This window comes from Neobacillus sp. NPDC097160 (assembly GCF_044762155.1).
In the GTDB taxonomy this organism is placed as follows: domain Bacteria; phylum Bacillota; class Bacilli; order Bacillales; family Cytobacillaceae; genus Neobacillus.
Map to the genome: position 1 here is coordinate 13,879 of NZ_JBIWDU010000004.1, position 26,776 is coordinate 40,654.

The 26,776-nt window shown below is 40.9% G+C and carries 24 protein-coding genes and 4 tRNA genes; 27 read left to right on the plus strand and 1 reads right to left on the minus strand.

The genetic code is table 11. The features are described 5' to 3' along the window. Nucleotides 1-51: 51 nt before the first annotated feature. The 6 genes from mnmG (at nt 52) to ACIQXV_RS06735 (ending at nt 6,380) form a co-directional block, all read left to right on the plus strand. Nucleotides 52-1,941: a tRNA uridine-5-carboxymethylaminomethyl(34) synthesis enzyme MnmG gene (mnmG, locus tag ACIQXV_RS06710; protein WP_402957171.1), complete on the plus strand. Its 1,890-nt coding sequence runs from the start codon at nt 52-54 to the stop codon at nt 1,939-1,941. Between the two features lies 1 nt (nt 1,942). Next, nucleotides 1,943-2,659, plus strand: a complete 717-nt coding sequence (gene rsmG / locus ACIQXV_RS06715; RefSeq protein ID WP_402957710.1) for a 16S rRNA (guanine(527)-N(7))-methyltransferase RsmG — start codon at nt 1,943-1,945, stop codon at nt 2,657-2,659. A 147-nt stretch (nt 2,660-2,806) separates the two neighbouring features. Continuing rightward, on the plus strand, nt 2,807-3,670 hold the full coding sequence (gene noc, locus ACIQXV_RS06720) for a nucleoid occlusion protein (RefSeq protein ID WP_402957172.1): 864 nt from the start codon (nt 2,807-2,809) through the stop codon (nt 3,668-3,670). Between the two features lie 280 nt (nt 3,671-3,950). Further along, entirely contained in the window at nt 3,951-4,712 is a 762-nt protein-coding gene (locus ACIQXV_RS06725; RefSeq protein ID WP_402957174.1) for a ParA family protein, read from the plus strand. Further along, the gene (locus ACIQXV_RS06730; protein WP_402957175.1) at nt 4,705-5,553 is read left to right on the plus strand and encodes a ParB/RepB/Spo0J family partition protein; all 849 of its coding nucleotides are present in this window, start codon (nt 4,705-4,707) and stop codon (nt 5,551-5,553) included. Before ACIQXV_RS06725 ends, ACIQXV_RS06730 begins: the two co-directional genes overlap by 8 nt. A gap of 110 nt (nt 5,554-5,663) precedes the next feature. Continuing rightward, the gene (locus tag ACIQXV_RS06735; RefSeq protein ID WP_402957177.1) at nt 5,664-6,380 is read left to right on the plus strand and encodes a DUF554 domain-containing protein; all 717 of its coding nucleotides are present in this window, start codon (nt 5,664-5,666) and stop codon (nt 6,378-6,380) included. A gap of 37 nt (nt 6,381-6,417) precedes the next feature. Here the strand turns inward: ACIQXV_RS06735 and yyaC are convergent, their stop codons facing one another. Beyond that, nucleotides 6,418-7,032: a spore protease YyaC gene (gene yyaC / locus ACIQXV_RS06740; RefSeq protein ID WP_402957179.1), complete on the minus strand. Its 615-nt coding sequence runs from the start codon at nt 7,030-7,032 to the stop codon at nt 6,418-6,420. Nucleotides 7,033-7,192: 160 nt separating this feature from the next. Here yyaC and ACIQXV_RS06745 point away from each other — a divergent pair, with 160 nt between their 5' ends. The 21 genes from ACIQXV_RS06745 (at nt 7,193) to ACIQXV_RS06845 (ending at nt 26,773) form a co-directional block, all read left to right on the plus strand. Continuing rightward, on the plus strand, nt 7,193-8,065 hold the full coding sequence (locus tag ACIQXV_RS06745) for a mechanosensitive ion channel family protein (protein WP_402957181.1): 873 nt from the start codon (nt 7,193-7,195) through the stop codon (nt 8,063-8,065). Between the two features lie 17 nt (nt 8,066-8,082). Next, nucleotides 8,083-8,280 (plus strand): DUF951 domain-containing protein, encoded by a 198-nt coding sequence (locus ACIQXV_RS06750; RefSeq protein WP_402957183.1) that lies wholly within the window; start codon nt 8,083-8,085, stop codon nt 8,278-8,280. A gap of 76 nt (nt 8,281-8,356) precedes the next feature. Continuing rightward, nucleotides 8,357-10,354 (plus strand): molybdopterin-dependent oxidoreductase, encoded by a 1,998-nt coding sequence (locus ACIQXV_RS06755; RefSeq protein ID WP_402957185.1) that lies wholly within the window; start codon nt 8,357-8,359, stop codon nt 10,352-10,354. A gap of 283 nt (nt 10,355-10,637) precedes the next feature. Beyond that, nucleotides 10,638-11,738, plus strand: coding sequence for a redox-regulated ATPase YchF (gene ychF / locus ACIQXV_RS06760; protein WP_402957187.1), 1,101 nt, complete (start codon nt 10,638-10,640; stop codon nt 11,736-11,738). A gap of 169 nt (nt 11,739-11,907) precedes the next feature. Beyond that, a complete protein-coding gene (gene rpsF, locus ACIQXV_RS06765; RefSeq protein WP_402957189.1) occupies nt 11,908-12,195 on the plus strand; it encodes a 30S ribosomal protein S6 in 288 nt (95 codons plus the stop codon). A gap of 71 nt (nt 12,196-12,266) precedes the next feature. Beyond that, the gene (gene ssb / locus ACIQXV_RS06770; protein ID WP_402957191.1) at nt 12,267-12,803 is read left to right on the plus strand and encodes a single-stranded DNA-binding protein; all 537 of its coding nucleotides are present in this window, start codon (nt 12,267-12,269) and stop codon (nt 12,801-12,803) included. 42 nt (nt 12,804-12,845) lie between these two features. Then, nucleotides 12,846-13,085 carry a 30S ribosomal protein S18 gene (gene rpsR, locus ACIQXV_RS06775; protein ID WP_066389897.1) on the plus strand — a complete coding sequence of 80 codons (240 nt, stop codon included), beginning with the start codon at nt 12,846-12,848 and terminating at the stop codon, nt 13,083-13,085. 118 nt (nt 13,086-13,203) lie between these two features. Then, nucleotides 13,204-14,148: a YybS family protein gene (locus ACIQXV_RS06780; RefSeq protein ID WP_402957194.1), complete on the plus strand. Its 945-nt coding sequence runs from the start codon at nt 13,204-13,206 to the stop codon at nt 14,146-14,148. Nucleotides 14,149-14,173: 25 nt separating this feature from the next. After that, entirely contained in the window at nt 14,174-16,147 is a 1,974-nt protein-coding gene (locus ACIQXV_RS06785; RefSeq protein WP_402957195.1) for a DHH family phosphoesterase, read from the plus strand. Next, on the plus strand, nt 16,144-16,593 hold the full coding sequence (gene rplI / locus ACIQXV_RS06790) for a 50S ribosomal protein L9 (RefSeq protein ID WP_402957197.1): 450 nt from the start codon (nt 16,144-16,146) through the stop codon (nt 16,591-16,593). Before ACIQXV_RS06785 ends, rplI begins: the two co-directional genes overlap by 4 nt. 148 nt (nt 16,594-16,741) lie before the next feature. Beyond that, nucleotides 16,742-18,094 (plus strand): replicative DNA helicase, encoded by a 1,353-nt coding sequence (gene dnaB / locus ACIQXV_RS06795; RefSeq protein ID WP_402957199.1) that lies wholly within the window; start codon nt 16,742-16,744, stop codon nt 18,092-18,094. Between the two features lie 194 nt (nt 18,095-18,288). Beyond that, the gene (locus tag ACIQXV_RS06800) at nt 18,289-19,581 is read left to right on the plus strand and encodes an adenylosuccinate synthase (RefSeq protein ID WP_402957201.1); all 1,293 of its coding nucleotides are present in this window, start codon (nt 18,289-18,291) and stop codon (nt 19,579-19,581) included. 163 nt (nt 19,582-19,744) lie between these two features. Beyond that, nucleotides 19,745-19,820, plus strand: a tRNA-Lys gene (locus tag ACIQXV_RS06805). Nucleotides 19,821-19,833: 13 nt separating this feature from the next. Beyond that, nucleotides 19,834-19,905, plus strand: a tRNA-Glu gene (locus ACIQXV_RS06810). Nucleotides 19,906-19,908: 3 nt separating this feature from the next. Continuing rightward, a tRNA-Asp gene (locus ACIQXV_RS06815) sits at nt 19,909-19,985 on the plus strand. Between the two features lie 7 nt (nt 19,986-19,992). Then, nucleotides 19,993-20,065: transfer RNA gene (locus tag ACIQXV_RS06820), tRNA-Phe, on the plus strand. A gap of 405 nt (nt 20,066-20,470) precedes the next feature. Next, nucleotides 20,471-21,913, plus strand: coding sequence for a peptidoglycan DD-metalloendopeptidase family protein (locus ACIQXV_RS06825; protein WP_402957203.1), 1,443 nt, complete (start codon nt 20,471-20,473; stop codon nt 21,911-21,913). Nucleotides 21,914-22,121: 208 nt separating this feature from the next. Beyond that, nucleotides 22,122-22,832, plus strand: a complete 711-nt coding sequence (gene yycF / locus ACIQXV_RS06830; RefSeq protein ID WP_402957205.1) for a response regulator YycF — start codon at nt 22,122-22,124, stop codon at nt 22,830-22,832. Nucleotides 22,833-22,840: 8 nt separating this feature from the next. Continuing rightward, the gene (gene walK, locus ACIQXV_RS06835; protein ID WP_402957206.1) at nt 22,841-24,667 is read left to right on the plus strand and encodes a cell wall metabolism sensor histidine kinase WalK; all 1,827 of its coding nucleotides are present in this window, start codon (nt 22,841-22,843) and stop codon (nt 24,665-24,667) included. Next, nucleotides 24,664-25,989 carry a YycH family regulatory protein gene (locus ACIQXV_RS06840; RefSeq protein WP_402957208.1) on the plus strand — a complete coding sequence of 442 codons (1,326 nt, stop codon included), beginning with the start codon at nt 24,664-24,666 and terminating at the stop codon, nt 25,987-25,989. Before walK ends, ACIQXV_RS06840 begins: the two co-directional genes overlap by 4 nt. Then, entirely contained in the window at nt 25,976-26,773 is a 798-nt protein-coding gene (locus tag ACIQXV_RS06845) for a two-component system regulatory protein YycI (RefSeq protein WP_402957209.1), read from the plus strand. Before ACIQXV_RS06840 ends, ACIQXV_RS06845 begins: the two co-directional genes overlap by 14 nt. The last annotated feature ends 3 nt before the right edge of the window (nt 26,774-26,776 follow it).

The following is a 26,776-nucleotide window of genomic DNA, read 5'->3' on the forward strand; positions in this document are numbered from 1 at the left end:
AACCTGAAGAAGCAACGTTTCCGTGAATGTCACGGAAAAGGAGGAACAAACATGCAATACGAAGCAGGTAGTTATGACGTCATTGTCGTTGGGGCCGGGCATGCCGGCTGTGAAGCGGGACTTGCGGCAGCGAGACTTGGCGCAAAGACATTAATGATCACAATAAATTTAGATATGGTTGCCTTTATGCCCTGCAATCCATCGGTTGGCGGGCCGGCAAAGGGGATCGTTGTTCGTGAAATCGATGCCCTTGGCGGAGAAATGGCTAAAAATATTGATAAAACGTATATCCAAATGAGAATGCTGAATACCGGTAAAGGGCCGGCTGTTCGTGCCTTAAGAGCACAGGCCGATAAATTTGCGTATCAGCATGAAATGAAAAAGACATTAGAAGAAGAAAAGAATTTAACTTTAATTCAAGGCATGGTCGAGCAATTGATTGTCGAAGATGGTGTGGTTCAAGGGGCCATCACCAAAACAGGTGCTGTTTACCGATCGAAAACAGTTATTATCACGACAGGTACCTTCCTGCGCGGGGAAATTATCCTCGGCGAATTGAAATATTCCAGCGGTCCGAATAATCAGCAGCCATCGATTAAGCTGTCTGAGCATTTAGAAGAGCTTGGTTTTGAACTAGTGCGGTTCAAGACGGGAACGCCGCCAAGGGTGAACAGCAACACGATTGATTACAGCAAAACGGAAATTCAGCCTGGTGACGAAGCGCCTAGAGCATTTTCTTATGAAACAACAAAATATATTACCGATCAGCTGCCATGCTGGTTAACCTATACAAATGACAAAACCCATCAGTTAATTGATGCCAACCTGCATCGGTCGCCAATGTTCTCCGGGATGATTAAAGGAACAGGGCCGAGGTATTGCCCATCGATTGAGGATAAGGTTGTCCGCTTTAATGATAAGCCGCGCCATCAAATTTTCCTTGAACCGGAAGGCAGAAATACGAAGGAAGTCTACGTCCAAGGCTTGTCAACAAGTCTGCCGGAAGATGTACAGCAGCAAATTATCAAAACGGTTGCCGGGTTAGAAAATGCGCAAATGATGCGCGCCGGCTATGCGATTGAATATGACGCCATTGTGCCGACACAGCTATGGCCGACATTAGAAACAAAGGTTGTCAAAAACCTATATACTGCGGGTCAAATTAATGGTACATCCGGCTATGAAGAAGCTGCCGGTCAAGGGTTGATGGCAGGAATCAACGCGGGGTTAAATGCCTTAGACCGCGAACAATTAGTGTTAGGCCGCTCCGATGCCTATATCGGTGTGTTAATTGATGACTTAATTACAAAAGGGACAAATGAACCCTACCGACTGCTAACATCAAGAGCGGAATATCGTCTTCTATTGCGTCACGATAATGCGGATTTGCGGTTAACAGAGATGGGTCATGAAATTGGATTAATTCGTGATGACCGCTATCAAGCATTTTTAGCGAAAAAGGAAGCAATTGAAGCTGAAAGGGAAAGATTGCAGTCCATTATTCTAAAACCATCTGCCGAGGTCCAAGAATTGATTCGCAGTATTGGCGGCAGCGAATTGAAGGATGGAATCCGCGCATCTGATCTGCTAAAAAGGCCGGAAATGACCTATGCGCTGCTTGAAGGGCTGACCAGAAGTGAGTTTGCTTTGGACGATGACATTAAAGAACAAGTGGAAATCCAAATTAAATACGAGGGTTATATTGAAAAATCACTTCAGCAAGTAGAGCGATTAAAAAAGATGGAAGATAAGAAAATTCCTGAAAATATCGATTACGATGCCATTTCGGGATTAGCAACAGAAGCAAAACAAAAACTCAAAAAAATTAAGCCATTATCACTTGCGCAAGCATCGAGAATCTCAGGGGTTAATCCAGCTGATATTTCCATTCTGCTTGTGTACTTAGAACAAGGCAGGATAGCGAGAGTATCCAATGAATAAAATGATCATTGAACAATTTACGGAAAACCTTCATGAAAAGGGAATTACCCTTTCTGAAAAGCAGCTTGACCAGTTCGAAACCTATTTTACGACATTGGTTGAGTGGAACGAGAAAATGAATTTAACAGCCATCACTGAAAAAGCTGAGGTTTATTTAAAGCATTTTTACGACTCCATCACGGCATCTTTTTATTTTGATTTTTCCAAGCCATTTCATCTTTGTGATGTAGGAGCAGGTGCCGGATTTCCGAGTATCCCGTTAAAAATTGTTTACCCCCATATTGAAGTGACAATCGTTGATTCACTAAATAAACGGATCTCATTTTTAAATCATCTTGCCACTGTATTGCAGTTGGAAAATGTCCATTTTGTTCATGATCGTGCGGAAACGTTTGGTGTCAATCCTGCCTATAGGGAAAGTTTTGAGGTCGTAACCGCAAGAGCGGTGGCAAGAATGTCTGTTTTGAGTGAATTTTGTTTGCCGCTTGCGAAAGTCGGGGGGCATTTTATTGCCATGAAGGCATTGCATGCCAAGGATGAATTGGAAATGGGGCAGAAGGCGATCACCACACTTGGCGGCAAGGTGGAAAAGGTATTCACCTTTACATTGCCAAGGGAAGACAGTGAACGAAATATTTTAATTATAAAAAAAGAGAAACAAACACCAAAGAAATACCCTAGAAAGCCTGGTACACCAGGGAAGACGCCGATTGAGTAATGGCAATTCCTAATGCAGGTCCTATTTGCTTCGTTCACAAGTGATAAATCGAATAACAATTTTTTTGGAAAAATGGTATCCTAGGCAGGAAGAATTTATTAGCATAGAGAATAAATAATAGGGAGTTTCGTAAAGGTGGTGTTGGGGATGAAGAGTTCATTTACACGCTTTTTTGGCCTCGGCGATAAGGGAGAACAAGAGGTTGAGCTTGAGAAAGAGCTGGAGATCGAACGAAACGAAGAAATAAAAAAAATACCGATTAACCAAATTATTCCGAATCGCTTCCAGCCGCGGACGGTATTTGATGAAGAAAAGATTGAAGAATTATCACGAACGATTCATATACATGGTATCATCCAGCCGATTGTCGTCAGGGAGTTTGCTGTCGATAAATATGAAATTATTGCCGGGGAGCGGCGCTGGCGTGCGATGAAAAAACTGGGCTGGGCAGAAGCACCCGCTATTGTGAAGAATTTATCTGATACGGAAACGGCGTCGGTTGCTCTGATTGAAAATTTACAGCGCGAAAATTTATCTCCAATCGAAGAGGCTATTGCCTACGGGAAGCTGCTTGAGCTCCATAATTTAACACAAGAGGCATTAGCACAGCGCCTTGGTAAAGGGCAATCAACCGTTGCCAACAAGCTGCGCCTTCTTAAATTACCGCAGCCTGTTCAGGATGCCTTATTAAATAAAATTATTACAGAGCGCCATGCACGTGCATTGATTCCGTTAAAGGATCCGGAAAAACAAGTGGCCCTATTAGCTGAAGTGATTGAAAGAAATTTTAATGTGAAGCAAACGGAAGAACGAGTCGTCAAGCTGCTTGAACGAAAAAATGAAAAGCCAAAGCCGAAACGGAAGGCTTTTAGTAAAGATATGAGAATCGCGGTAAATACGATTCGTCAATCGTTATCAATGGTATCTGATAGCGGGATCAATCTGAACGCGGAAGAAGAAGAATTTGACGAATTTTATCAATTTACCATTCGAATTCCAAAGAAAAAATAACCAGACACTATTTGTGTTTGGTTATTTTTTTTTAAAAAGGAAATCCATAATTACATAAATTACCACCAAATTACCTTTTTAGCCATCATCTGGAAATAATAAGCTAAATGGCTTAATGGAATATTTTTAGAAAAAAAACAACAACAGTCTAAAATCATGCTAAAATAAAGGAATGGAATTTTACATTCCTTCCCTGATAGGGGATAATTAATCATATTATTTAAACATTTGATAGAATCGCAGATTGATATTTTTTAAGAAATATAGGGTAGGTGACAACGTGGGGAAAATCCTTTCAATCGCAAACCAAAAAGGTGGAGTCGGCAAAACGACAACCTCTGTCAACCTAGGCGCCTGCTTAGCATACATAGGAAAGCGGGTCTTATTAGTAGACATTGATCCGCAGGGGAATGCAACAAGCGGGATTGGAATTGAAAAGGCAGAAGTTGAGCAATGTATATATGATGTATTAGTAGACGATGTCGAAGCAAAGGATGTCATTAAGTCGACATCTGTTGAAAATTTGTACGCACTCCCGGCTACCATTCAGCTGGCAGGGGCAGAAATTGAATTAGTTCCTACTATTTCCAGAGAAGTCCGCTTAAAACGTGCGCTTGGAGAAGTCAAGGATCAGTTTGACTATATCATTATTGATTGTCCGCCATCGTTAGGACTATTAACACTAAATGCGTTAACAGCATCTGATGCGGTGTTAATCCCTGTCCAATGCGAATATTATGCGTTAGAGGGCTTAAGTCAATTATTAAATACTGTTAGGCTCGTGCAAAAGCATCTTAATCAGGATTTAAAAATTGAAGGCGTTTTATTAACGATGCTTGATGCGAGAACAAATCTAGGCATTCAAGTCATTGAAGAAGTTAAAAAATATTTTCAAGATAAAGTCTATAAAACCATTATTCCAAGAAATGTGCGTCTAAGTGAAGCGCCAAGCCATGGGGAACCAATCATTAACTATGATTCGAGATCCCGCGGTGCTGAGGTGTATTTAGATTTAGCAAAGGAAGTGGTCTCAAATGGCTAAAGGTTTAGGAAAAGGCTTGAATGCATTTTTTAGTGATGTCAGTAAAGAAGAGACAGTTCAAGAGATTAAGCTGAAAGAACTGCGCCCAAACCCTTATCAGCCACGAAAAACCTTCCAGCAAGAGGCAATCGATGAATTAAAGGCTTCAATCATAGAGCATGGAATCCTGCAGCCGATCGTTGTTCGTAAAAGTATTAAAGGCTATGAAATTGTTGTTGGCGAACGCCGCTTCCGCGCTGCTAAGGAAGCAAAGCTTGAAACTGTGCCGGCAGTTGTCCGCGAACTTTCTGAACAACAAATGATGGAATTGGCCGTGTTGGAAAATCTCCAAAGAGAAGACTTAAACCCGATTGAAGAGGGACTAGCCTATCAAACATTAATGGAAAAATTAAAGCTGACACAGGAAGAGGTTGCGAACCGTTTAGGCAAAAGCCGGCCGCATGTTGCAAACCACATCCGTCTGCTTTCCCTTCCCCCGCAAATTCATGAGCTTATTTCATCGGGGAAAATTTCGATGGGTCATGGACGTGCTTTATTAGGTCTTAGACAAAAGGCAAAGGTCCTTATTTTAGCAGAAAAAGTAATTCAAGAAGGGCTAAATGTCCGCCAGTTAGAAAAATTAATCCAACAATTAAATGAAAATGTTTCACGTGAAACAAAAAAGCCGGAAAAGAAAAAAGATGTGTTTTTACAGGAACGAGAGCACTCCCTTCGTGAGCGGTTTGGAACAAAGGTCCATATTAAACAAAACAAAAATAAAGGGAAAATTGAAATTGAATTTTTCTCGCAAGATGATTTGGAACGGATACTAGAAATGCTAGATCAAGAAGAATCACTTTAAGCCATCTCAATGATGGTTCTTTTTTTATAATTCATTCTTTTCAATAGATTGAAAACATGATAGTTTAATACTATTACTATTTCGAGAGGCGAAAAAAAGGTGAAATTACGATGTTTTTATTAGGGACACTTGTAAATGGATTGTTAATTATTATCGGCACACTGCTCGGGAAACTGCTAAACCGCATCCCTGAAGGAATGAAAGTAACGGTGATGTATGCGATTGGCTTATCTGTTATGGTGTTAGGACTTCAGATGGGCTTGAAGAGTGAAAATTTCCTGATTGTCATTATTAGCCTCGTTGTCGGTGCAGTAGCCGGCGAGCTGTTGAAATTAGAGGATAAATTAAATGACCTTGGAGGATGGCTGGAGCGTAAGGTTGGTTCTAGCGGTAAAGGAAGTATCTCGGAGGGCTTTGTGACGGCTACCTTGATCTTTGTAATTGGGGCAATGGCGATCATTGGTGCGCTTGACAGTGGCATTCGCGGTGATCATGATGTTTTATATATGAAATCATTGATTGACGGCTTTACTGCGTTAATATTAACCACCACTTTAGGTATCGGTGTTATCTTTTCTACTATCCCTGTTGTGCTCTATGAGGGGTTAATTGCCTTGTTTGCCACCCAGATTGACCGCTTTGTCCCACAGGCATTAATGGATCAGTTTATCGTTGAAATGACAGCAACCGGTGGAATTATGATTTTTGCCATTGGCTTGAATCTTACGGGGATGGTAAAAATCAAAGTAGCAAACCTGCTTCCTGCAATTGTCGTAACCGGGATTATTGTAACGATTCTGTATTTCTACCATTTAACTTTACAATAATTGGAAATTTAAAAAAGAGCAATTATTTTGCTCTTTTTTAGTTTGTCTTCTCTTCTTCGATCCAATTTAAGTCATTCCAGCTTTGCTTTTGGGAATGCAGGCTAGCCTGATAGATTCCATTTGCGATCGTTTTGGCCATTTTCATCACAAGGTTTAAGCGTGTGTTTTGTAACACGAAAAATTCCATAAAACCACTCACATTTACAATGCCGGTAATATGTATATCTCCTACTGCTGGCAGTTCTTTGTTTACTCCTGCTCCAGGTTTAACTGGGCCATTCGCCACCTGAATAACTCCGATATTTTTGATACGGCCCAAGCAGGCATCAATGCCGACAATATAAGGATTAACATGTTTTGTATTGATTTCCGCCAGTTTTTCTGCGAGATTGATGGCATGGATCGGTTCGTCTAATGTTCCATATACATAAAAGGACTGAATGCCTTTCTCCTCCAGCAGACTCCCGACTAGCGGCCCTAATGAATCCCCTGTGGAGCGGTCTGTCCCAATACAAATAAACACAATCGGGCGGCTTGTCACACTGGGAATATTCAGGAGTAACTCCTCAGCAAGGATATCAGCAGCGTGAAAATCATTATGATCGATTTGTACCTTGGCCCTCCTGTCAAAAAAGCCCGATTTGAGATTCATTAAGTCCACTCCCTAATGGTAAATAGTCTTATCAGTATACGGAAAATTCAGGAAATCTATACATGAAGTGAGTAGAAAAACTAAAAATCATAATGCTATTATCTGCATAGAAAAGTTGCTAAAATAGATACGGTATAAAGGTTTTAAGGAAGGTGTTAAAATGAATCTCACATCCAAAGGATTACAAGAAGAAGTGACGAAACTTCAAAACGAAGATACATGGCTGAACCTTGGCGAAGGCGTGCTGAAAATTATCGCCATTTTAGTTGTTGCCAATATTATTATCCGTATCGGCAAAGTGGCCATTCACAACATTTTCAAGATTAGAAATTTGTCACCGCTTAATACATCGGAACGCCGTGAAGATACGCTTGCTAGACTTCTCGATAGTGTTCTTACTTATGTGGTCTATTTTATCGCGATTATGATGGTTCTTTCGGTCTTAGGAATTGATGTAAAGGCACTTATTGCCGGCGCGGGAGTTGTTGGATTAGCAGTAGGTTTTGGAGCGCAAAGCTTAGTAAAAGACGTTATTTCTGGTTTCTTCATCATTTTTGAAGATCAATTTTCAGTAGGCGACCATGTTCGCATAGGATTATTTGAAGGAAACGTCGAAACAATAGGGTTAAGAACGACAAAACTCAAAAGCTGGACAGGCGAAGTTCATATTTTACCGAATGGCAGCATTACCCAGGTAACCAATTTTTCACTTAATAATAGTCTGGCCATTATCGATATTGCCATCTCCTATGGAGAAGATATTGAAAAGGCTGAAAAAGTGATTGCCGATGCCTTGGAAAAAATGCCAAACCACTATGAAGAGTTAACGAAGGCCCCTGAATTGTTAGGAATTCAAACAATGGGTCCTAATGAGATCGTTTTACGGGTAATCGCGGAAACATTACCTATGAAGCAGGCGGGAGTTACCCGGGGAATTCGTAAAGATATAAAACTTATTTTAGACGGAAATGGGATTAAAGCTCCTAATCTTAACTTTTTAATGTACCAAGACGGATCCGGTCAATCGAAATAGAAACGAGGGGATAAGTGATGGAAGAAAAGGAATTTGCTCTAAATGATATTGTTGAGATGAAGAAACAGCATCCATGCGGAACAAATCGCTGGATAATCATTCGTTTGGGGATGGATATTAGAATTAAATGCGAAGGCTGCGGACATAGCGTCCTCATTCCACGGAAAGAGTTCTCAAGGAAAATGAAGAAGATTTTAGTGAAGCATGAAGGATAATATTTCATGCTTCTTTTTTTATTAAGCTGTATTATTGTTATAAACAAAGAAATAGTGCATGTTGGGGGTGGAGATTTTGGCAGAAGTACGAAAGGCGGCTTGTCCGTTAAATTGCTGGGATAGCTGTGGTTTTAATGTAACAATTGAGCAAGACAGGGTTGTGAAAGTAGAGGGTGACCCGGAACATCCGATTACTCAGGGGAAAATTTGCGGACGCGGGCGGATGCTGGAAACAAGGACAAATTCCACACAGCGGTTATTGCATCCCTTAAAAAAGGTTAATGGTACATTTGAGCAAATCTCTTGGGAGCAGGCTCTCGATGAAATAGCCGATAAATTAAAGGGAATTAAGGAGCAATACGGGACAACCGCTATTCTCCACAGCCATGACTATGCGAATAACGGAATCTTAAAAAATATAGATCAACGCTTTTTCAATTGTTATGGCGGTGTAACAGAGCTTTACGGATCACTTTGCTGGGGCGCCGGAATTGAAGCGCAAAAATGGGATTTTGGGAATGCCTGGAGCCATGAACCAGATGATCTATACAACAGTAAAAACATCATTGTTTGGGGACGAAATGTCGCCCGGACAAACATGCATTTTTACGAAAAGCTGCTGGAAGTAAAGAAACAAGGTGCAAAGATATATGTAATTGATCCGCTTTTTAATGCGACGGCAAAAATAGCCGATGAACATATAACGATTAAACCGGGGATGGACGGATTGTTAGCCGCCGGAGTTATCAAAGAAATGCTCCGATTAGGTTTAGAGGATCGGGAATTTATTGAACAATCCACACACGGTTTTGCTAATTTAGTTCAGCTTCTTGATGGCATTTCCTTAGAAAAATTGAGTGAAATGACCGAAGTCCCCACTACGGTCATGAAAAAATTGGCACATGTATATGCTGATAAACCGACTGCAACCTATATGGGCTTAGGACTGCAGCGATATACGAACGGCGGAAATACGATTCGTCTGATTGATGCCCTTGCCGCCATCAGCGGGAATATCGGTATTGCCGGCGGCGGTGCCAATTACGCCAATCTCCAGGTTGGACAAAGCTTTGCATTTGACGAGTTAACACTTGCCCATCGCCGGAAAGATCACAGGCAATTTTCGATCATGAAGCAGGCGGAAGAAGTACTAATGGCAACGGATCCGGAAATTAAGATGATTGTTGTGACATGCGGCAACCCGCTGACACAGGTGCCTGACACCCATGTGGTTGAAAAGGCCTTCTCCACTGTTGAAACACTTGTGGTAATTGATCAATTTATGACCGATACGGCCATGCTTGCGGATTATGTTTTGCCGGCAGCAAATGCCTTTGAGGAAGAAGATCTTTATTACTCTTCGATGTATCATCATTATGTAAACTATGGACCGAAACTCGTCTCTTCCCCTGGGGAGGCACAGCCGGATTTATGGATTTGGACACAATTAGCCGGCAGGCTCGGCTTTGGTGAAGATTTTAATTTTTCAAGGGATGAGTGGCTTGAGATGACCCTTAAACCTTTGAAGGAGAAAGGGATGACCCTTGAAAAATTAAAGGCGCAGCATACATTGGAACTTCCAGTTGAAAAAATACCATGGCATGACCATAAATTCCAAACACCAACCGGGAAGTTTGAATTTACCGCGCGGCAAAAAGGTCACCTCGGCCACTTAACATTAGCGGTTCCGGATGAATCGAAATGGGAAAACCCTGAGCTTGCAGAAAAATATCCTTATCAGCTCTTAACCATTCACCCAATGCGCTCTAACCATTCGCAGAACTTTCACCTTTTGACTGCAAAGCCAAAAGTGAAAGTGGAGATTGCTCCGAATATTGCGGAAGGCCTGGGGCTAGAAAATGGTGATTGCGTCAGGGTATGGAATGACCGTGGTGAAGTAAAAGGGTTTATTTCCATATTAACGAAGGCACATCCGGACACGATTAATATTGATGAGGGTATTTGGAAAAGGTTTGGCGGGTCTGTGAATCAGCTGACATCAAGCAGAGAATCCGACAATGGCCTTGGAAGCACGCTATACGATTGTCGTGTTAATCTTGAAAAACTCAACTAACTGCCGCCTCAAGACTTCGAGAATTGTCCAGCTCCAGCACCCTAGCGGCTAGTGTCCTTCGCTCTCCGCCCTACGATAAGTCAACATCGGTTCACTCCGTTCACCGTGTTTCCTTTATCTCAGTTGGAGAGCTCCAGGCCATACGCCGCTGACCAGGGAGCTTCCGCTTTTCTTATGGCAGTTGTTTTTTTAATCATTGTTGCCTATAATTGTGGGAGGTTTATTAAGATTATTGAACTTATTTTATTAAAATAGATTTATTTTTATTGAGGAGTGAATGTGAATGGCTTTAACAGCTGGTATCGTAGGGTTACCGAACGTTGGTAAGTCTACTCTTTTTAATGCAATAACACAGGCAGGAGCGGAATCGGCGAATTACCCCTTCTGTACGATTGACCCGAATGTCGGAATTGTTGAGGTTCCCGACCACCGTTTACAAAAATTAACTGAATTAGTTCAGCCGAAGAAAACCGTTCCAACGGCCTTTGAATTCACCGACATTGCCGGGATTGTCAAAGGTGCGAGTAAAGGGGAAGGACTCGGAAACAAATTCCTCTCGCATATCCGCCAAGTGGATGCCATTTGCCAGGTAGTTCGCTGCTTTGCCGATGAAAACATCACCCATGTATCTGGGAAGGTAGATCCAATTGATGATATTGAAACCATTAATCTTGAATTGATTCTAGCTGATATGGAATCAGTAGAAAAAAGAATTAGCCGTGTTGAAAAATTGGCTAAGCAAAAGGATAAGGACGCTGCTGCAGAATTTGAAGTCCTAGCGATGCTGCGTGATGCCTTTGAAGCAGAAAAGCCTGCGCGTACGGTTGATTTTACTGAAGAGCAAATGAAATTGGTAAAAGGACTGCATCTTTTAACCATCAAGCCTGTCCTATATGTTGCCAACGTTAGTGAAGATGATGTTGCAGATCCTGCAGGAAATGAATACGTTCAAAAGGTTCGTGAATTTGCTCATACGGATAATGCAGAAGTGATTGTCATCTGTGCAAAAATTGAAGAGGAAATTGCTGAGCTTGAAGGTGAAGAAAAGCAGATGTTCCTTGAAGAGCTTGGCATTGAGGAATCCGGCCTTGATCAATTAATTCGTGCTGCCTATCACCTGCTTGGTTTAGCTACCTACTTTACAGCTGGTGTTCAGGAGGTTCGTGCCTGGACGTTCAGAAAAGGCATGAAGGCGCCTCAATGTGCCGGCGTCATCCACTCCGATTTCGAACGCGGCTTTATTCGCGCAGAAACGGTCTCCTATGACGATTTACTTGCTGCCGGCAGCCATAATGCCGCGAAAGAGGCTGGAAAGGTTCGTTTAGAAGGGAAAGAGTATGAAGTAAAAGACGGCGATGTCATCCATTTCCGGTTTAACGTATAATATTATTTGGAGTTGACTTTAGGGTCAGCTTCTTTTTCGTCAATAAAAACCACATTTCTGTGAACAACATTGCTTTTCTGTTAACTCTATGCTATAATTTCAACTTGTGAGTAATGAATAATTGCTCCTTGCCCGTTCGGGCCGTTTAGACCAAAAGGAGGTGACTGTGATGAATAAGTACGAAATCATGTACATCATCCGCCCAAATATTGAAGATGAAGCGAAGAAAGCTCTTGTTGAGCGTTTTAACACAATTCTTCTTGATAATGGTGCGGAGGCTGCTGAAACGAAGGATTGGGGTAAGCGCCGTCTAGCATACGAAATCAACGATTTCCGTGACGGATACTACCAAATCGCTAAAACTACATCTTCAGCTGCTGCAGTGCAAGAATTTTCTCGTCTTGCAAAGATCAGCGAAGATATCATTCGCCATATCGTAATTAAAGAAGAAGCATAATATTTATATAAATATTTTTGGTAAAACTGTTTCACGTGAAACGTTTACCAGAAGAAAAGGAGTTGATTCTGATGATGAATCGTGTCGTGCTTGTTGGCCGTTTAACAAAAGATCCTGATTTGCGTTATACACCAAATGGGGTTCCTGTTGCTACCTTTACTTTAGCAGTTAACCGACCATTTTCTAGTCAGTCAGGTGAGCGTGAAGCAGACTTTATTAACTGTGTTGTTTGGCGTAAACCAGCTGAAAATGTGGCTAACTTTTTGAAAAAGGGCAGTCTTGCAGGTGTCGATGGCCGTATTCAAACCCGCAACTATGAAGGACAAGATGGTAAACGTGTATACGTTACAGAGGTTCAAGCAGAAAGTGTTCAATTTCTAGAGCCTAAATCTTCTTCAGGCGGCGGTGGTGGAAGAGGCAACGATTATTATGGTGCTCCTCCTATGGAACCACAAGGTAATTCATATGGCAGCAGCAACCAGAATCAGCGTCAGAATCAAAACCAAAACCAAAATCAAAATCAAAACAAAGGTTTTACCCGCATGGATGAAGATCCATTCGCTGGAAATGGTCAAATTGACATCTCTGATGATGATCTGCCATTTTAAACAAAACCTTATAAACATAACATAATAAAGGAGGGAATTTTCATGGCAGGAGGACGTAAAGGCGGACGCGCAAAACGCCGTAAAGTGTGCTATTTCACAGCAAATGGTATCACTAAAATCGATTATAAAGATGTTGATTTACTTAAAAAGTTTATCTCTGAGCGTGGAAAAATTTTACCACGTCGTGTAACTGGTACAAGTGCTAAATATCAGCGTAAACTAACAGTTGCTATCAAACGTTCACGTCAAATGGCATTACTACCATTCGTGGCTGGTGAATAATAAGCATTAAGGCAGTAAGGGACGCCCTTGCTGCCTTTTTACTTTTTACATTGTTGTATCACATCTCCTATTTAGTCTAAAATAAGAGAATAGCTTGGAAATTACTAGAGGTGAAGTAGTGAAAAATGTACATAAACTAACAGAAGGTGCCATTCTTTTAGCTGCAGTAACTGTTCTTTTATTGATAACGATTTACGTACCGGTTATCGGTTCTTTTCTAAACGTAGTCCTGCCGGCACCATTTATCATTTTCGCAGCAAAAAACAACATCAAAAATATTTCTGCCTTCTTTTTAGCTGCAATCGTCATTTCCTTTATTGCAGGCTCGTTACCAGGTCTTGGCCTCATGCTTTTATACGGACCTGTAGGTGTGTTCATTGGTTACATGCTGCAAAAAAACAAAAGCCGGAATGCGATATTAATTTCCAGTTCACTGATCTTAATGGCGGGCATAGTCATTTATTATGTAGTGATTACGGCCTTTATAAAATTTGATATCATTCATGAGCTTCATACCGCATTAAATCAATCGTTGAAAGACAACCAAGAGCTACTGAAAGCCATGGGGAATGAAAAGAAAATAAAAGACCTGAAAGAGCAAAATGCCAACCTCATAAAAATGATTGAAATATATGCACCCAGCTATTTGATTTTGGGATCTGTCCTCATGTCGTTTGTTATTCAATGGGTATGTTTTCCAATTGTAAAACGATTTGGCATAAATGTGCAGCCGTGGGGCAAATTTCGCAATCTATCCTTGCCAAAGAGCCTGTTATGGTATTATTTAATTGCCTTAGGGGCGATGCTCGTGCTTCGGCCGCAGGAAGGGACTTATTTACTTTCTGTTTTACTCAACGCGCGTTACATATTGGAGTTTTTCCTTATTTTTCAGGGGCTTTCCTTTTTATTTTATTTTTTCCATCAAAGGTCAGTTGCTAAAGGGCTTGGTATATTTGTTGCAATTCTTTCCTTCACGATTCCCCTTGTCCATACTATAATAATGTTAGTAGGTATTACTGATTTAGGTTTTGATTTTAGAAAACAGTTTGCCAAAAAAGAGTAAGACTAGCGTCAAGGAGCTGAGAACTTTGCCTGCATTTTTAGAAAAGCGGTCCATTCGTTACCCTTTTTATGGGCTAATTGGCGTTACAGTGATCCTGCTCATTGTCCTGTTATTATATAATTGGATCTTAAGTGTGGCCGGGCTGCTATTAATGTTTTTCCCAATCTACTATATGTTTGTCATTGATCATCGTGAACGGACGGAAATGGAAGAATATATTTCCACGCTTTCTTACCGGGTGAAAAAGGTTGGCGAGGAAGCGCTGATGGAAATGCCGATTGGGATTATGCTCATCAATGAGGAATATTATATTGAGTGGACAAACCCGTTTCTGTCATCTTATTTTGATGAGGATACATTGGTAGGCAGATCACTTTATGATATCGCGGATACGCTGATTCCGTTGATTAAACAGGAGGTTGAGACGGAAGTTATTACCCTCCACGATCGAAAATTTCGTGTGATTCATAAACGTGAAGAACGGCTGCTGTACTTTTTCGATGTAACGGAACAAAAGGAAATTGAGAAAAGGTACCAGGATGATAGGACCGTCATTGCAACAATCTTTTTAGATAATTATGATGATCTAACCCAAGGGATGGATGATCAGATGCGCGGCAGTATCAATAATTTAGTCACTTCTATTTTGAATAAGTGGGCACATGATAATGGGATTTTCTTGAAAAGAGTTTCATCAGAACGCTTTATTGCCGTTTTTAGCGAAAGAATTCTTCATATTCTTGAAAAAGGGAAATTTACCATCCTTGATGAGATACGGGAATTGACATCGAAGCAGAATGTTTCGTTTACCTTGAGTATCGGTGTTGGCACCGGCGTGTCCTCCCTGCCGGAATTAGGAGTCTTAGCCCAATCAAGTCTGGATTTGGCCTTAGGCAGGGGCGGTGATCAAGTGGCCATTAAACTCCCGAATGGAAAAGTAAAGTTCTTTGGCGGAAAAACAAATCCAGTTGAAAAACGGACTCGGGTTCGGGCTCGCGTCATTTCACATGCTTTAAGGGATTTAATTATTGCCAGTGATAAAGTCATTATCATGGGACATAAAAACCCTGATATGGATTCGATTGGTTCAAGTATTGGCATTTATAAGGTCGCGCAAATGAACCAAAAGGAAGCCTATATTGTTGTGAATATGCAGGAATTGGACAATGGTGTAAAACGGCTGATGGACGAACTTCGCCAGCAGGAGCAGTTATTTTCCCGTTTAATTGGTCCCGAACAGGCTCTGGAAATGGCTACGGACAAAACCTTGCTTGTTGTTGTTGATACCCATAAACCTTCAATGGTCATGGAGGAACGTTTATTAAACAAAATTGACCATGTTGTCGTCATCGACCATCATCGCCGAGGCGAAGATTTTATTGCCAATCCATTGCTCGTATATATGGAGCCATATGCCTCTTCTACTGCGGAGCTTGTAACGGAATTTTTGGAATACCAGCCTAAACGCGGTAAAATAGAGATGATTGAAGCTACTGCTCTTTTAGCAGGCATCATTGTCGATACAAAAAGTTTTTCCTTAAGGACCGGCTCAAGGACATTTGATGCTGCCTCCTATCTTCGAGCTCACGGAGCTGATACGATTCTCGTTCAGAAGTTTTTAAAAGAAGATGTTGATACATATATAAAAAGATCGAAGTTAATTGAATCAGTTTCCTTCTACCGTGATGGGGTTGCAATTGCGAAAGGAATGGAACATGAGATCCATGATCAAGTGATTATTGCACAAGCTGCAGATACACTGTTAACGATGGATGGGGTGCTTGCCTCCTTTGTGATTGCAAAACGGGCTGAAGGTGTCATTGGGATCAGTGCAAGGTCACTTGGGAACGTCAATGTCCAGGTAATTATGGAAAGCCTTAAAGGCGGCGGTCATTTAACAAATGCAGCCACCCAGTTAACAGGCCTATCCATTGAAGAAACAGAGGCACAATTAAAGCTGGCAATTGATGAATATTTTGAAGGAGTGAAAAAGGAATGAAGGTCATTTTTTTAAAAGATGTTAAGGGTAAAGGAAAAAAAGGCGAAGTGAAAAATGTAGCAGACGGCTATGCACATAACTTTTTAATTAAGCAGGGTTTAGCGGTTGAAGCAAATAATGCCAGCATCAGTTCATTAGATGCGCAAAAGAAGAAGCAGGATAAAATGGCAGCTGAAGAGCTTGCTGAAGCGAAGAAGCTAAAGGAAACCTTGGATAAAATTACAGTTGAATTAACAGCCAAAGCCGGTGAAGGCGGACGCCTTTTTGGGTCGATTACAACGAAACAAGTTGCCGAAGAGCTGCAAAAAAAACATGGCATTAAAATCGATAAACGGAAAATGGAACTAACAGATGCCATTCGGACGCTTGGCCACACAAAGGTGCCGGTAAAGCTTCACCATGAAGTCACAGCGACGTTAACGGTTTCAGTAACAGAAGTAAAATAGGATAAAAATTTGCCAGTGCGAAAGTAAGAATAAACATGATAGAATATAACAAGTAAGCAATCGGATGGAATGTGATCGGTTTTGACTGGTCACTTTTTTCTTTATGACCTTTTTGATAAATCCTTCTAAGGTAGGGGGTTTTTAATAGATGAATGATGTATATGCGGATCGTATGCCGCCGCAAAATATTGAGGCAGAGCAGGCTGTATTAGGGGCAATCTTTCTAGAGCCTTCTGCGCTCACATTGGCTTCAGAAGTTTTAATTCCAGAGGACTTTTACCGTGCCTCCCACCAAAAGATCTTTCATGTGATGCTGCATTTAAATGATCAAGGTAAAGCCGTTGACTTGGTCACAGTAACGGAGGAACTTGCGGCAGCTAAACTAATAGAGGATATCGGCGGTGTCAGCTATTTAAGTGATCTAGCGGGCTCTGTTCCGACGGCTGCGAATATTGAGTATTATGCTAGAATCGTAGAAGAAAAGTCATTACTTAGAAGATTAATTCGTACAGCGACTGACATTGCCTCTGATGGCTATTCCCGTGAAGATGAGGTCGAGGCCCTTTTAAGTGAAGCAGAGAAAAATATTATGGCAGTCGCTCAGCGAAAGAATGCCGGAGCGTTCCATAATATCAAAGATGTCCTTGTCCGTACGTATGACAATATCGAGGAAATGCACAACCGCGTAGGGGATATTACTGGTATCTCAACTGGGTTTGCTGAGTTGGACAGAATGACGGCTGGATTCCAGCGTAATGATTTAATTATTGTTGGCGCACGTCCTTCCGTAGGTAAAACCGCCTTTGCCTTGAATATTGCTGCAAATGTGGCAACGAAAACAAGTGAAAATGTCGCTATTTTCAGCCTTGAAATGGGTGCCGAACAGCTTGTTATGCGTATGCTTTGTTCAGAGGGCAATATCGATGCGCAAAGGCTTCGTACCGGCTCCCTTACAGATGAAGACTGGGGCAAGCTGACAATGGCAATGGGCAGCCTTTCAAACTCAGGGATATTTATCGATGATACTCCTGGGGTTAGAATCAGTGAAATTCGTTCGAAATGCCGACGGCTTCAGCAAGAGCATGGTTTAGGGATGATTTTAATTGATTACTTGCAGCTGATCTTAGGAAGCGGCAGATCCGGTGAGAACCGGCAGCAGGAAGTTTCGGAAATTTCCCGTTCCCTTAAGCAATTAGCCCGCGAACTTAAAGTCCCGGTTATTGCCCTTTCACAGCTTTCCCGTGGTGTTGAGCAGCGCCAAGATAAACGGCCAATGATGTCTGATATTCGTGAATCCGGAAGTATTGAGCAGGATGCCGACATTGTAGCTTTCTTATATCGTGATGATTATTACGATAAAGAATCTGAGAATAAGAATATTATTGAGATTATCATTGCCAAGCAGCGGAATGGCCCAACAGGGACGGTTTCGTTGGCCTTTGTGAAGGAATATAATAAGTTCGTCAATTTAGAGACACGGTATGATCCACAAGGAGCGTAACGTAAAGATAGTGAAGTCAGCCGATCCTTTGGCTGGCTTTTTTTATATTTTGATAGATTGCTATATTTACGAACATATTTCATATTTTTATATTAAATGTTCGTGTTTGGTTTGATTTTTAGACGTAATATTGATAAACTATTGTGGTGATAAATTAATTATTAATGGAAGCAAAAATTTTGGAGGTGCCTTTCATGTCATCAGTAGTGGTTGTTGGTACGCAATGGGGAGACGAAGGAAAAGGGAAAATAACTGATTTCCTTTCAGAAAATGCTGAGGTCATCGCTCGTTATCAAGGTGGAAACAATGCAGGCCACACCATCAAATTTAACGGCGAAACCTACAAATTACATTTAATTCCTTCAGGGATTTTTAATAAAGAAAAAATTAGTGTCATCGGCAATGGAATGGTTGTCGATCCAAAGGCACTTGTAGCCGAGCTTGCTTATTTACATGAAAAAGGAATTACAACCGAAAATCTTCGGATTAGTAATCGTGCCCATGTGATCCTGCCATACCATTTAAAATTGGATGAAGTGGAAGAGACTCGTAAAGGCGCCAATAAAATTGGCACAACTAAAAAAGGGATCGGCCCTGCCTACATGGATAAGGCGGCACGTGTCGGCATCCGGATTGCTGATTTACTTGACCGTGAAATATTTGAAGAAAAATTAGAACAGAATCTTGAAGAAAAGAATCGTTTATTTGAACGTATTTACGAAACTGAAGGCTTTAAGAAGGAAGATATTCTTGATGAATATTATGAATACGGCCAACAAGTTAAAAAATACGTTTGTGATACTTCCGTTGTGTTAAACGATGCATTGGATGATGGCAAGCGCGTTTTATTTGAAGGTGCCCAGGGCGTTATGCTTGATATTGACCAAGGTACCTATCCATTTGTCACTTCATCAAACCCAGTGGCTGGAGGGGTAACAATTGGTTCCGGGGTTGGCCCTTCTAAAATTACCCATGTAGTCGGCGTTTGTAAAGCCTATACATCTCGAGTTGGCGATGGCCCATTTCCGACAGAATTAAATAATGAAATCGGAAATCGCATCCGTGAAGTCGGCCGTGAATATGGAACAACAACAGGGCGCCCTCGCCGGGTTGGCTGGTTTGATAGCGTCGTCGTGCGTCACGCCCGTCGTGTCAGTGGTTTAACAGATTTATCGCTTAACTCCATTGATGTGTTAACAGGAATTGAAACCTTAAAGATTTGTACAGCTTATCGTTATAATGACGAAGTGATTACTGAATACCCTGCAAACTTAAGGATATTATCGCAATGTGAACCTATTTATGAAGAGCTTCCCGGCTGGACAGAGGATATTACGGGGGTTAAATCATTAGATGAACTGCCAGTAAATGCCCGTCATTATGTTGAACGTGTAACCCAGCTGACAGGAGTACCATTAACCACCTTCTCTGTCGGCCCTGATCGGACACAAACAAATGTCGTTCGCAGCCCTTGGAGACAAATCTAAACTATTTATGCGAAGCCCGCATTTTGGCGGGCTTCAATCTTTTTAAAAAAAACTTTAAAAAAGTATTGCGTTCCTATTAGTAACCATGATAATATAAAAAGCGTCGTCACAATACGACAAATTACTACGAGCCATTAGCTCAAATAGAGAATCAAAATAGTACGAGCCATTAGCTCAGTTGGTAGAGCATCTGACTTTTAATCAGAGGGTCGAAGGTTCGAGTCCTTCATGGCTCACCATTAATTTTACAATGGCCCCTTGGTCAAGCGGTTAAGACACCGCCCTTTCACGGCGGTAACACGGGTTCGAATCCCGTAGGGGTCATTTGGTCTGGTAGTTCAGTTGGTTAGAATGCCTGCCTGTCACGCAGGAGGTCGCGGGTTCGAGTCCCGTCCAGACCGCCATCTATATGGCTCAGTAGCTCAGTCGGTAGAGCAAAGGACTGAAAATCCTTGTGTCGGCGGTTCGATTCCGTCCTGAGCCATAAAAAAGGAAGCTTGCATGTGCAAGCTTCTTTTTTTACTTTATTATTATTACTTTTGTAATACAGATGAAACAATTACGCCAGTTTTTTACAAAAAAGCCCCTTAGTTTGTCCTATTTTGCAAAAACAGAATCTACTACTCTCGAACTATATGAATCTTGATTTAATAGGGATTCTCCACTACTTTTTCAAATAAATCCAAAAGAAAAACATGACAAATAGACTAGCATATTTCAAAAGGATGTAGGAAAATGTCAGTAATTATACATTTTTGTTACATTATAAAGACTATTAATCTTTTTAAATAAAACTATGTTAGAGTAAAAGAGGTCTAAAATTCTGGAAAATTCTTTTCATGATTAAAATCAAGTTTATAAGGGTTTTACCGTGGTTTAGGAGGAAAAAATGTTATTCTCGAATAAAAAGTCAAAAAAGTTTTTATTATTAAAAACAACTGTAATCACCGCCATGGCTGCGTCTGTTATCGCCTTTAGCAATGGGCCGGTTGCTTTTGCCACATCATCAAAATTGACCACCATTTATCATGTATATCTTAATGGTACATATATAGGCAATGTTACTGACAAAGACGTAATTAATAAAATTATTGATGAAAAAGTCAACACAGCAAAGAGTTCCTTTAAGAATGCTGATTTAAAAATTGGATCGCAAGTTAAATACATACCTGAACAAGTCTTCCGCACTGCAGCAACTAATCAGGAAACAGTTCAAACCATCAAAGACACATTTCAGGTTCAAGCAGAAGCATCCGCAATCGTGATTGACGGGAAGCCTGTTGTTTACTTGGATAATGAAGATACAGCAAAAGAAGTAATGAAAAAGTTTAAGCTGCAATATGTGTCAGAGGAGCAATTAACAGAACTTGTGGCAAGAAAAGCCCAAGCAGATGCATCCTTACCGGCATTACAGGAAAATGAATCTCGTATAATAGACGTTCGGTTATCAAAGGAAGTTTCAATCGGAGCAGAAAATATTGCTCCGGAGAAAATTATGTCTGCTGATGACGCAGTTACATTTTTACAAAAAGGCACTTTAGAAGAAAAGAAGTATGCCATTCAAGATGGCGATGTGCTTGAAACCATTGCGCAGGATCACGGACTGAAGATGGTTGATATGTTGGCGTTAAATCCGGGTTTAACAGCGGATTCTCTTTTACAAATTGGCCAAGAAATTAATGTCACGGCGCTTCAACCGTTTTTGGAAGTGATTGTTGATAAAGAAGTAAATCAAAAGGAAGACATTCCTTTTACAAATGAAGTAGTCGAGGACTCATCGATGCCAAAGGGTGAGACAAAAGAAAAGCAACAAGGGCAAAACGGCTCTCGTTCGGTAACATATGCGATTACAGAGCAAAATGGTGTGATGGTTAAGAAGGAGCAGTCAAGCGAACAAATCCTTCAGCAGCCTGTTAATCATATTGTTGTAAAAGGAACTAAAGCAATTCCTTCCCGTGGCGAAGGCAGTTTTGCCTGGCCGACTGTCGGCGGCTATGTGTCCAGTCAAATGGGCTATCGTTGGGGCAAAATGCATAAAGGGATTGATATTGCCAGACCAAGTGACAGGACCATAAAAGCGGCCGATAACGGCGTGGTAGTTTCTGCCGGCTGGGATGGCGGTTACGGTAATAAAATTATCATTGACCATCAAAATGGTTACCGCACACTTTATGGCCATATGTCATCACTTAGTGTAACAGCTGGCCAAACAGTATCAAAGGGCACAGCGATCGGCGTAATGGGTGCAACCGGTGACGCAACAGGGATTCACCTCCATTTTGAAGTGTATAAAAATGGAAGCTTAGAAAACCCGCTTTCTTATCTAAAATAATGGTTCAAGAGTCTCTAGTTAAATACTAGAGGCTTTTGTTTTTTAACTTTGAGAAATGTCTAGCTACAGCGCCCTAGCGCTTTCTTATTGCCAATTACTGCTTATAGGTGAATTTAAGCAAATAAAATGGTAAAGTAAACTAGTATAGGTGTGACTTCCAGAAGCTATTAATTGTATAGATTGTAATTGAATGAAAAGGAGCAATGGTATGGAAAAGAAAATTCTTGTTGTTGATGATGAAAAACCAATTGCCGATATTTTGCAATTTAATTTAAAAAAAGAAGGTTATGTGGTCTACTGCGCTTATGATGGAAATGAAGCCATCCGCCTAGTAGAAGAAATCCAGCCAGACTTAATCCTTTTAGATATTATGCTTCCACAAAGAGATGGAATGGAAGTGTGCCGCGAAGTCCGTAAGAAATATGAAATGCCGATTATTATGCTGACAGCCAAGGACTCTGAAATTGATAAAGTGTTAGGGCTTGAACTTGGTGCGGATGATTATGTAACAAAGCCATTCAGTACAAGAGAATTAATTGCCCGTGTGAAGGCCAATTTACGCCGTCATCAACAAATCCTGGCCCAGCCGGATAGTGAAAATGAAACGAATGAAATTGAAATTGGCTCGCTTGTGATTCATCCAGATGCATATGTCGTTTCCAAACGAGGCGAAACCATTGAACTGACACATCGGGAGTTCGAATTACTCTATTATTTGGCGCAGCATATTGGCCAGGTTATGACACGAGAACATCTGCTGCAAACTGTATGGGGCTATGATTATTACGGAGATGTACGGACTGTCGATGTAACTGTTAGACGCCTGCGTGAAAAAATCGAGGACAGCCCCAGCCATCCAACATGGATCGTTACGCGTCGCGGGGTTGGATATTATTTGCGCAATCCTGAACAGGAGTAATTTACTTAATGAAAAAGGTTGGTTTCTTTCGCTCAATACACGTAAAATTCGTCATCATCTATGTCCTCCTTATATTAGTGGCAATGCAAATTATTGGGGTCTATTTTGTCAGGCAGCTTGAAGAAACGTTACGAACAAACTTCCAGTCATCGTTAAAAGAACGGGTAAATTTGCTAGCCTATAATATTGTTGAGGAAATGGAAAAGGAAAGAACACCTGAAGATCCAACGCTCGAGGAAGATATCAAGAAAATCCTCCGAGACTTTGATGCAGGTGATATCTCTGAAGTCCGGGTAATTGAAAACAGATCCTTAAAAATACTGGGCACCTCAGACCAAAATAATCAAGGAGTTGTCGGACAAAGGACAACAGAGCTTCGAATAAAACAATCGATGGTTTTAGAAGAGGATCAAAGTGCCATCAAGATCGATCCGCAAACAAGCCATCGGATATGGGTCCTCTCTACTCCGATTAAATCCGGTAAAAAAGTGATTGGTTCTATCGACCTTGTGGCTAAAATTGAAAATGTGTTTGAACAAATGAAAACCATTAATGGGATTTTTGCAACGGGAACGGGCATTGCTTTATCGATTACTGCCGTGCTAGGTATTTTGTTAGCTCAAACGATCACGAGGCCAATCGCGGATATGAAAAAGCAGGCATTAGCGATGGCAAAGGGGAATTTTTCGCGGAAGGTCAAAGTGTACGGTAATGATGAAGTGGGGACATTGGCCATGTCCTTTAATTACTTAACGAAAAAACTTCAGGAATCCCAAGCGATGACGGAAGGGGAACGAAGAAAGCTTTCATCGGTCTTGTCCTATATGACGGATGGAGTGATTGCCACTGACAGGAAGGGCCGGGTTATTTTAATCAACGAACCTGCTGCCGAAATGCTGAATGTTTCACGTGAAACAGTCCTTTCTCAGCCGATTGTCTCATTATTAAGCTTAGAAGATACCAATTCCTTTGAGGACTTGCAGGAGGAAAAGGATTCTTTAATATTGGACTATAGTACAAAAGCTGAGCACTATATTTTAAGAGCAAACTTCTCTATCATACAAAAAGAAACAGGCTTTGTTAATGGGTTAATTTGTGTTCTTCATGATATTACTGAGCAAGAAAAAGTGGATGCGGAAAGAAGAGAGTTTGTTGCTAATGTCTCACATGAACTAAGGACGCCATTAACAACGATGCGCAGTTATTTAGAAGCCCTTGCTGATGGGGCGTGGCAGGACGAGGAAATTGCGCCAAACTTTTTAGAGGTAACACGGACCGAAACAGAACGAATGATCCGCCTTGTCAATGACCTGCTGCAATTATCAAAAATGGATAGTACTGATTATAAGCTGACAATCGAATGGGTCAACTTTGTCGATTTCTACGACCGGATCATCGATCGGTTTGAGATGTCCAAGGAGCAAAACGTCACCTTTAAAAGAAAACTGCCTAAGCAAGCAATTTTTGTAGAAATCGATGAAGATAAAATGACGCAAGTATTATACAATATCATCTCCAATGCCTTGAAGTATTCCCCGGAAGGCGGTCAAGTCACTTTTTCGGTCAAAGAAAATAATGATCAAATCATCGTCAGCGTGTCCGACCAAGGTGTAGGGATTCCAAAAGAGAATATTGGCAAAATTTTTGACCGCTTTTATCGTGTTGATAAAGCAAGAGCTCGGAAACTAGGTGGTACGGGACTTGGTTTGGCGATTGCGAAGGAGATGGTCAATGCTCATGGCGGGGCCATTTGGGCAACGAGTGAGGAAGGAAAAGGAACGAAGATTTCCTTTTCACTGCCATACGAACGTTCTGAAGAGGATGAATGGTCATGAGATACGAAAATATTAAATCAGGCATTTTAACTGTATTAGTCTTGGTTAGTATTCTGTTAACATGGAATCTTTGGACATACCAGCCCAACTTCGACATGCTGGAGGTAAACAGCAATAATGTTGCTGAGGTCACGGTAAGTGAAAAACAAGAGGTTCAAAAAATTGTCAGACCGGATCAGGTATTGTTTCATATAAAGGGTCAGCATTATGGAACTACTAATACAGCTGAGCTCGAAAAGCTGGTCAAAGACATGAGCCGGTGGTCTATTTTTGATGTGAAAAATTATACTGACAAAGTGGATAATATTGATGAATTAATCCATGGAAGCGGCAATGCTGAGATTATTTTTCCAGGAGAGGTTCCAATAGAGTTATATCGAAGTGTCTTAAATATTGAAGGAAAAAGGGTACCTTCCTTCAATTTCAATCGGATTATAATTAATGTTGAGGGTTTGGATAAGGAAAATGGGATTGTTTATTTTGTTTCCTCTGAAAACCAGCAAGTCTATATCAGCCATATCTCATCAACCAATTTGACCGAATTTAATCGTGACTTTTATAAAAATGCAAACCGGTACCCGCAGTATTTTGCTTATAAGGTATCTGAAAGGCGTACGATCTTCCTGCCCGAAGGCGAAACACAAATGATGACATATAAATATTTGCCGGTTACCCTTAATTCGGATGAATTCAAGGCTGCACTCTTCAGCGACCCAAGTTTTGTTCAGAAAAGCTTTGTTGCCAGTGGAGAAGAGTACACGAACGACTCGAGTAAAATGAATATCAATTACAATACCAATATCCTGCGCTATGTAAACCCAACTGCAGAGGATAATTATCTGGACAGCTCCTTTGCTTTAGTCAAAAGAAGCATTGATTTTGTCAATGATCACGGCGGATGGACGGATTCATTTCGTTTTGTTTCGAAAAGTGAATATAAACGGTCTGTAACCTTCCGTTTATACAGCATGGATGGCTATCCTGTTTTTAACGACAGGGGGTTATCTGAAATTAATGAGGTTTGGGGCCGCGATGAAATTAATATGTATGTCCGGCCGAACATTGCTTTAGAGCTGCCGCTTACAACGGAGATGCAAAAGGTTACGCGTCCATCAGGACATATGGCCTTGGAATTTTTACAAAGTAAAAAGAACTTTAAGCCAGAGCTTCTTGATGAACTGATCTTGGGCTATCGAATGGAAAGGGATTCAGATGAGAATAAATTAATCCTTCTAGAACCTGCCTGGTTCTATCGTTATGATAAAACCTGGGGGCAAATTACGATGGAAGATCTAGGAGGATTGAAGCATGGATTGGAGTAAAATTAAAACCATCTTTATTATTACTTTCTTGATTCTTGATGTATATCTCTTATTTCAATTCATGAAAACCCGTGATGCCAATAAGTATGAAATAGCTACAGAGGCTTCGTTTGAAGAAAAACTGAAGGCAGATGAAATCACATATAAAGAGCTTCCAAAGGCACCGATAAAAGGCCAATATCTAAGTGCAACGCCGAAAACCTTCACGAAAGGCGATTTGGCAAAGCTGAAAGGTCAGGTGGCATCTATTAAGGACCCTGGTACCACGCTAACGGTAACACTTGATAAGCCGCTTCAAATAAGTACCAAATTTGAACCGGCTGAGCTTTCTACTTTTTTTAAAGATAATGTCCTATTTGGTGAGCACTATCAGTTTTGGGAGAAAAATGATAAAAAAAATACGATTACGTACTATCAGCAATATGACAATTTCCCCTTATATAAAAATATAAAGGGTATGATTACATTTACAATGAATGCCGATAATCAAATTATTTCTTATCAACAAACCTATTTAGATGATATTAACATACTGACGGCAAAGGAAGAAATTCTCTCTCCATTAAAGGCGATTGAAACCTTGCATCAAAAGGGTGTATTAAAGCCAAAAAGTAAGATTACCAAGATTGAGCTTGGTTATTCGACGCTCGTTGGATTAGCCGCATCCCAAGTGTTAGCACCAACCTGGCGCTTTGTCGTTGATGATAAGGAAAGTCTGTTTGTAAATGCCTTTGAAGGGCAGATTATTCAGTTTAATAGCGATGAAAAAAGTAAAGTGGAGTGAGGA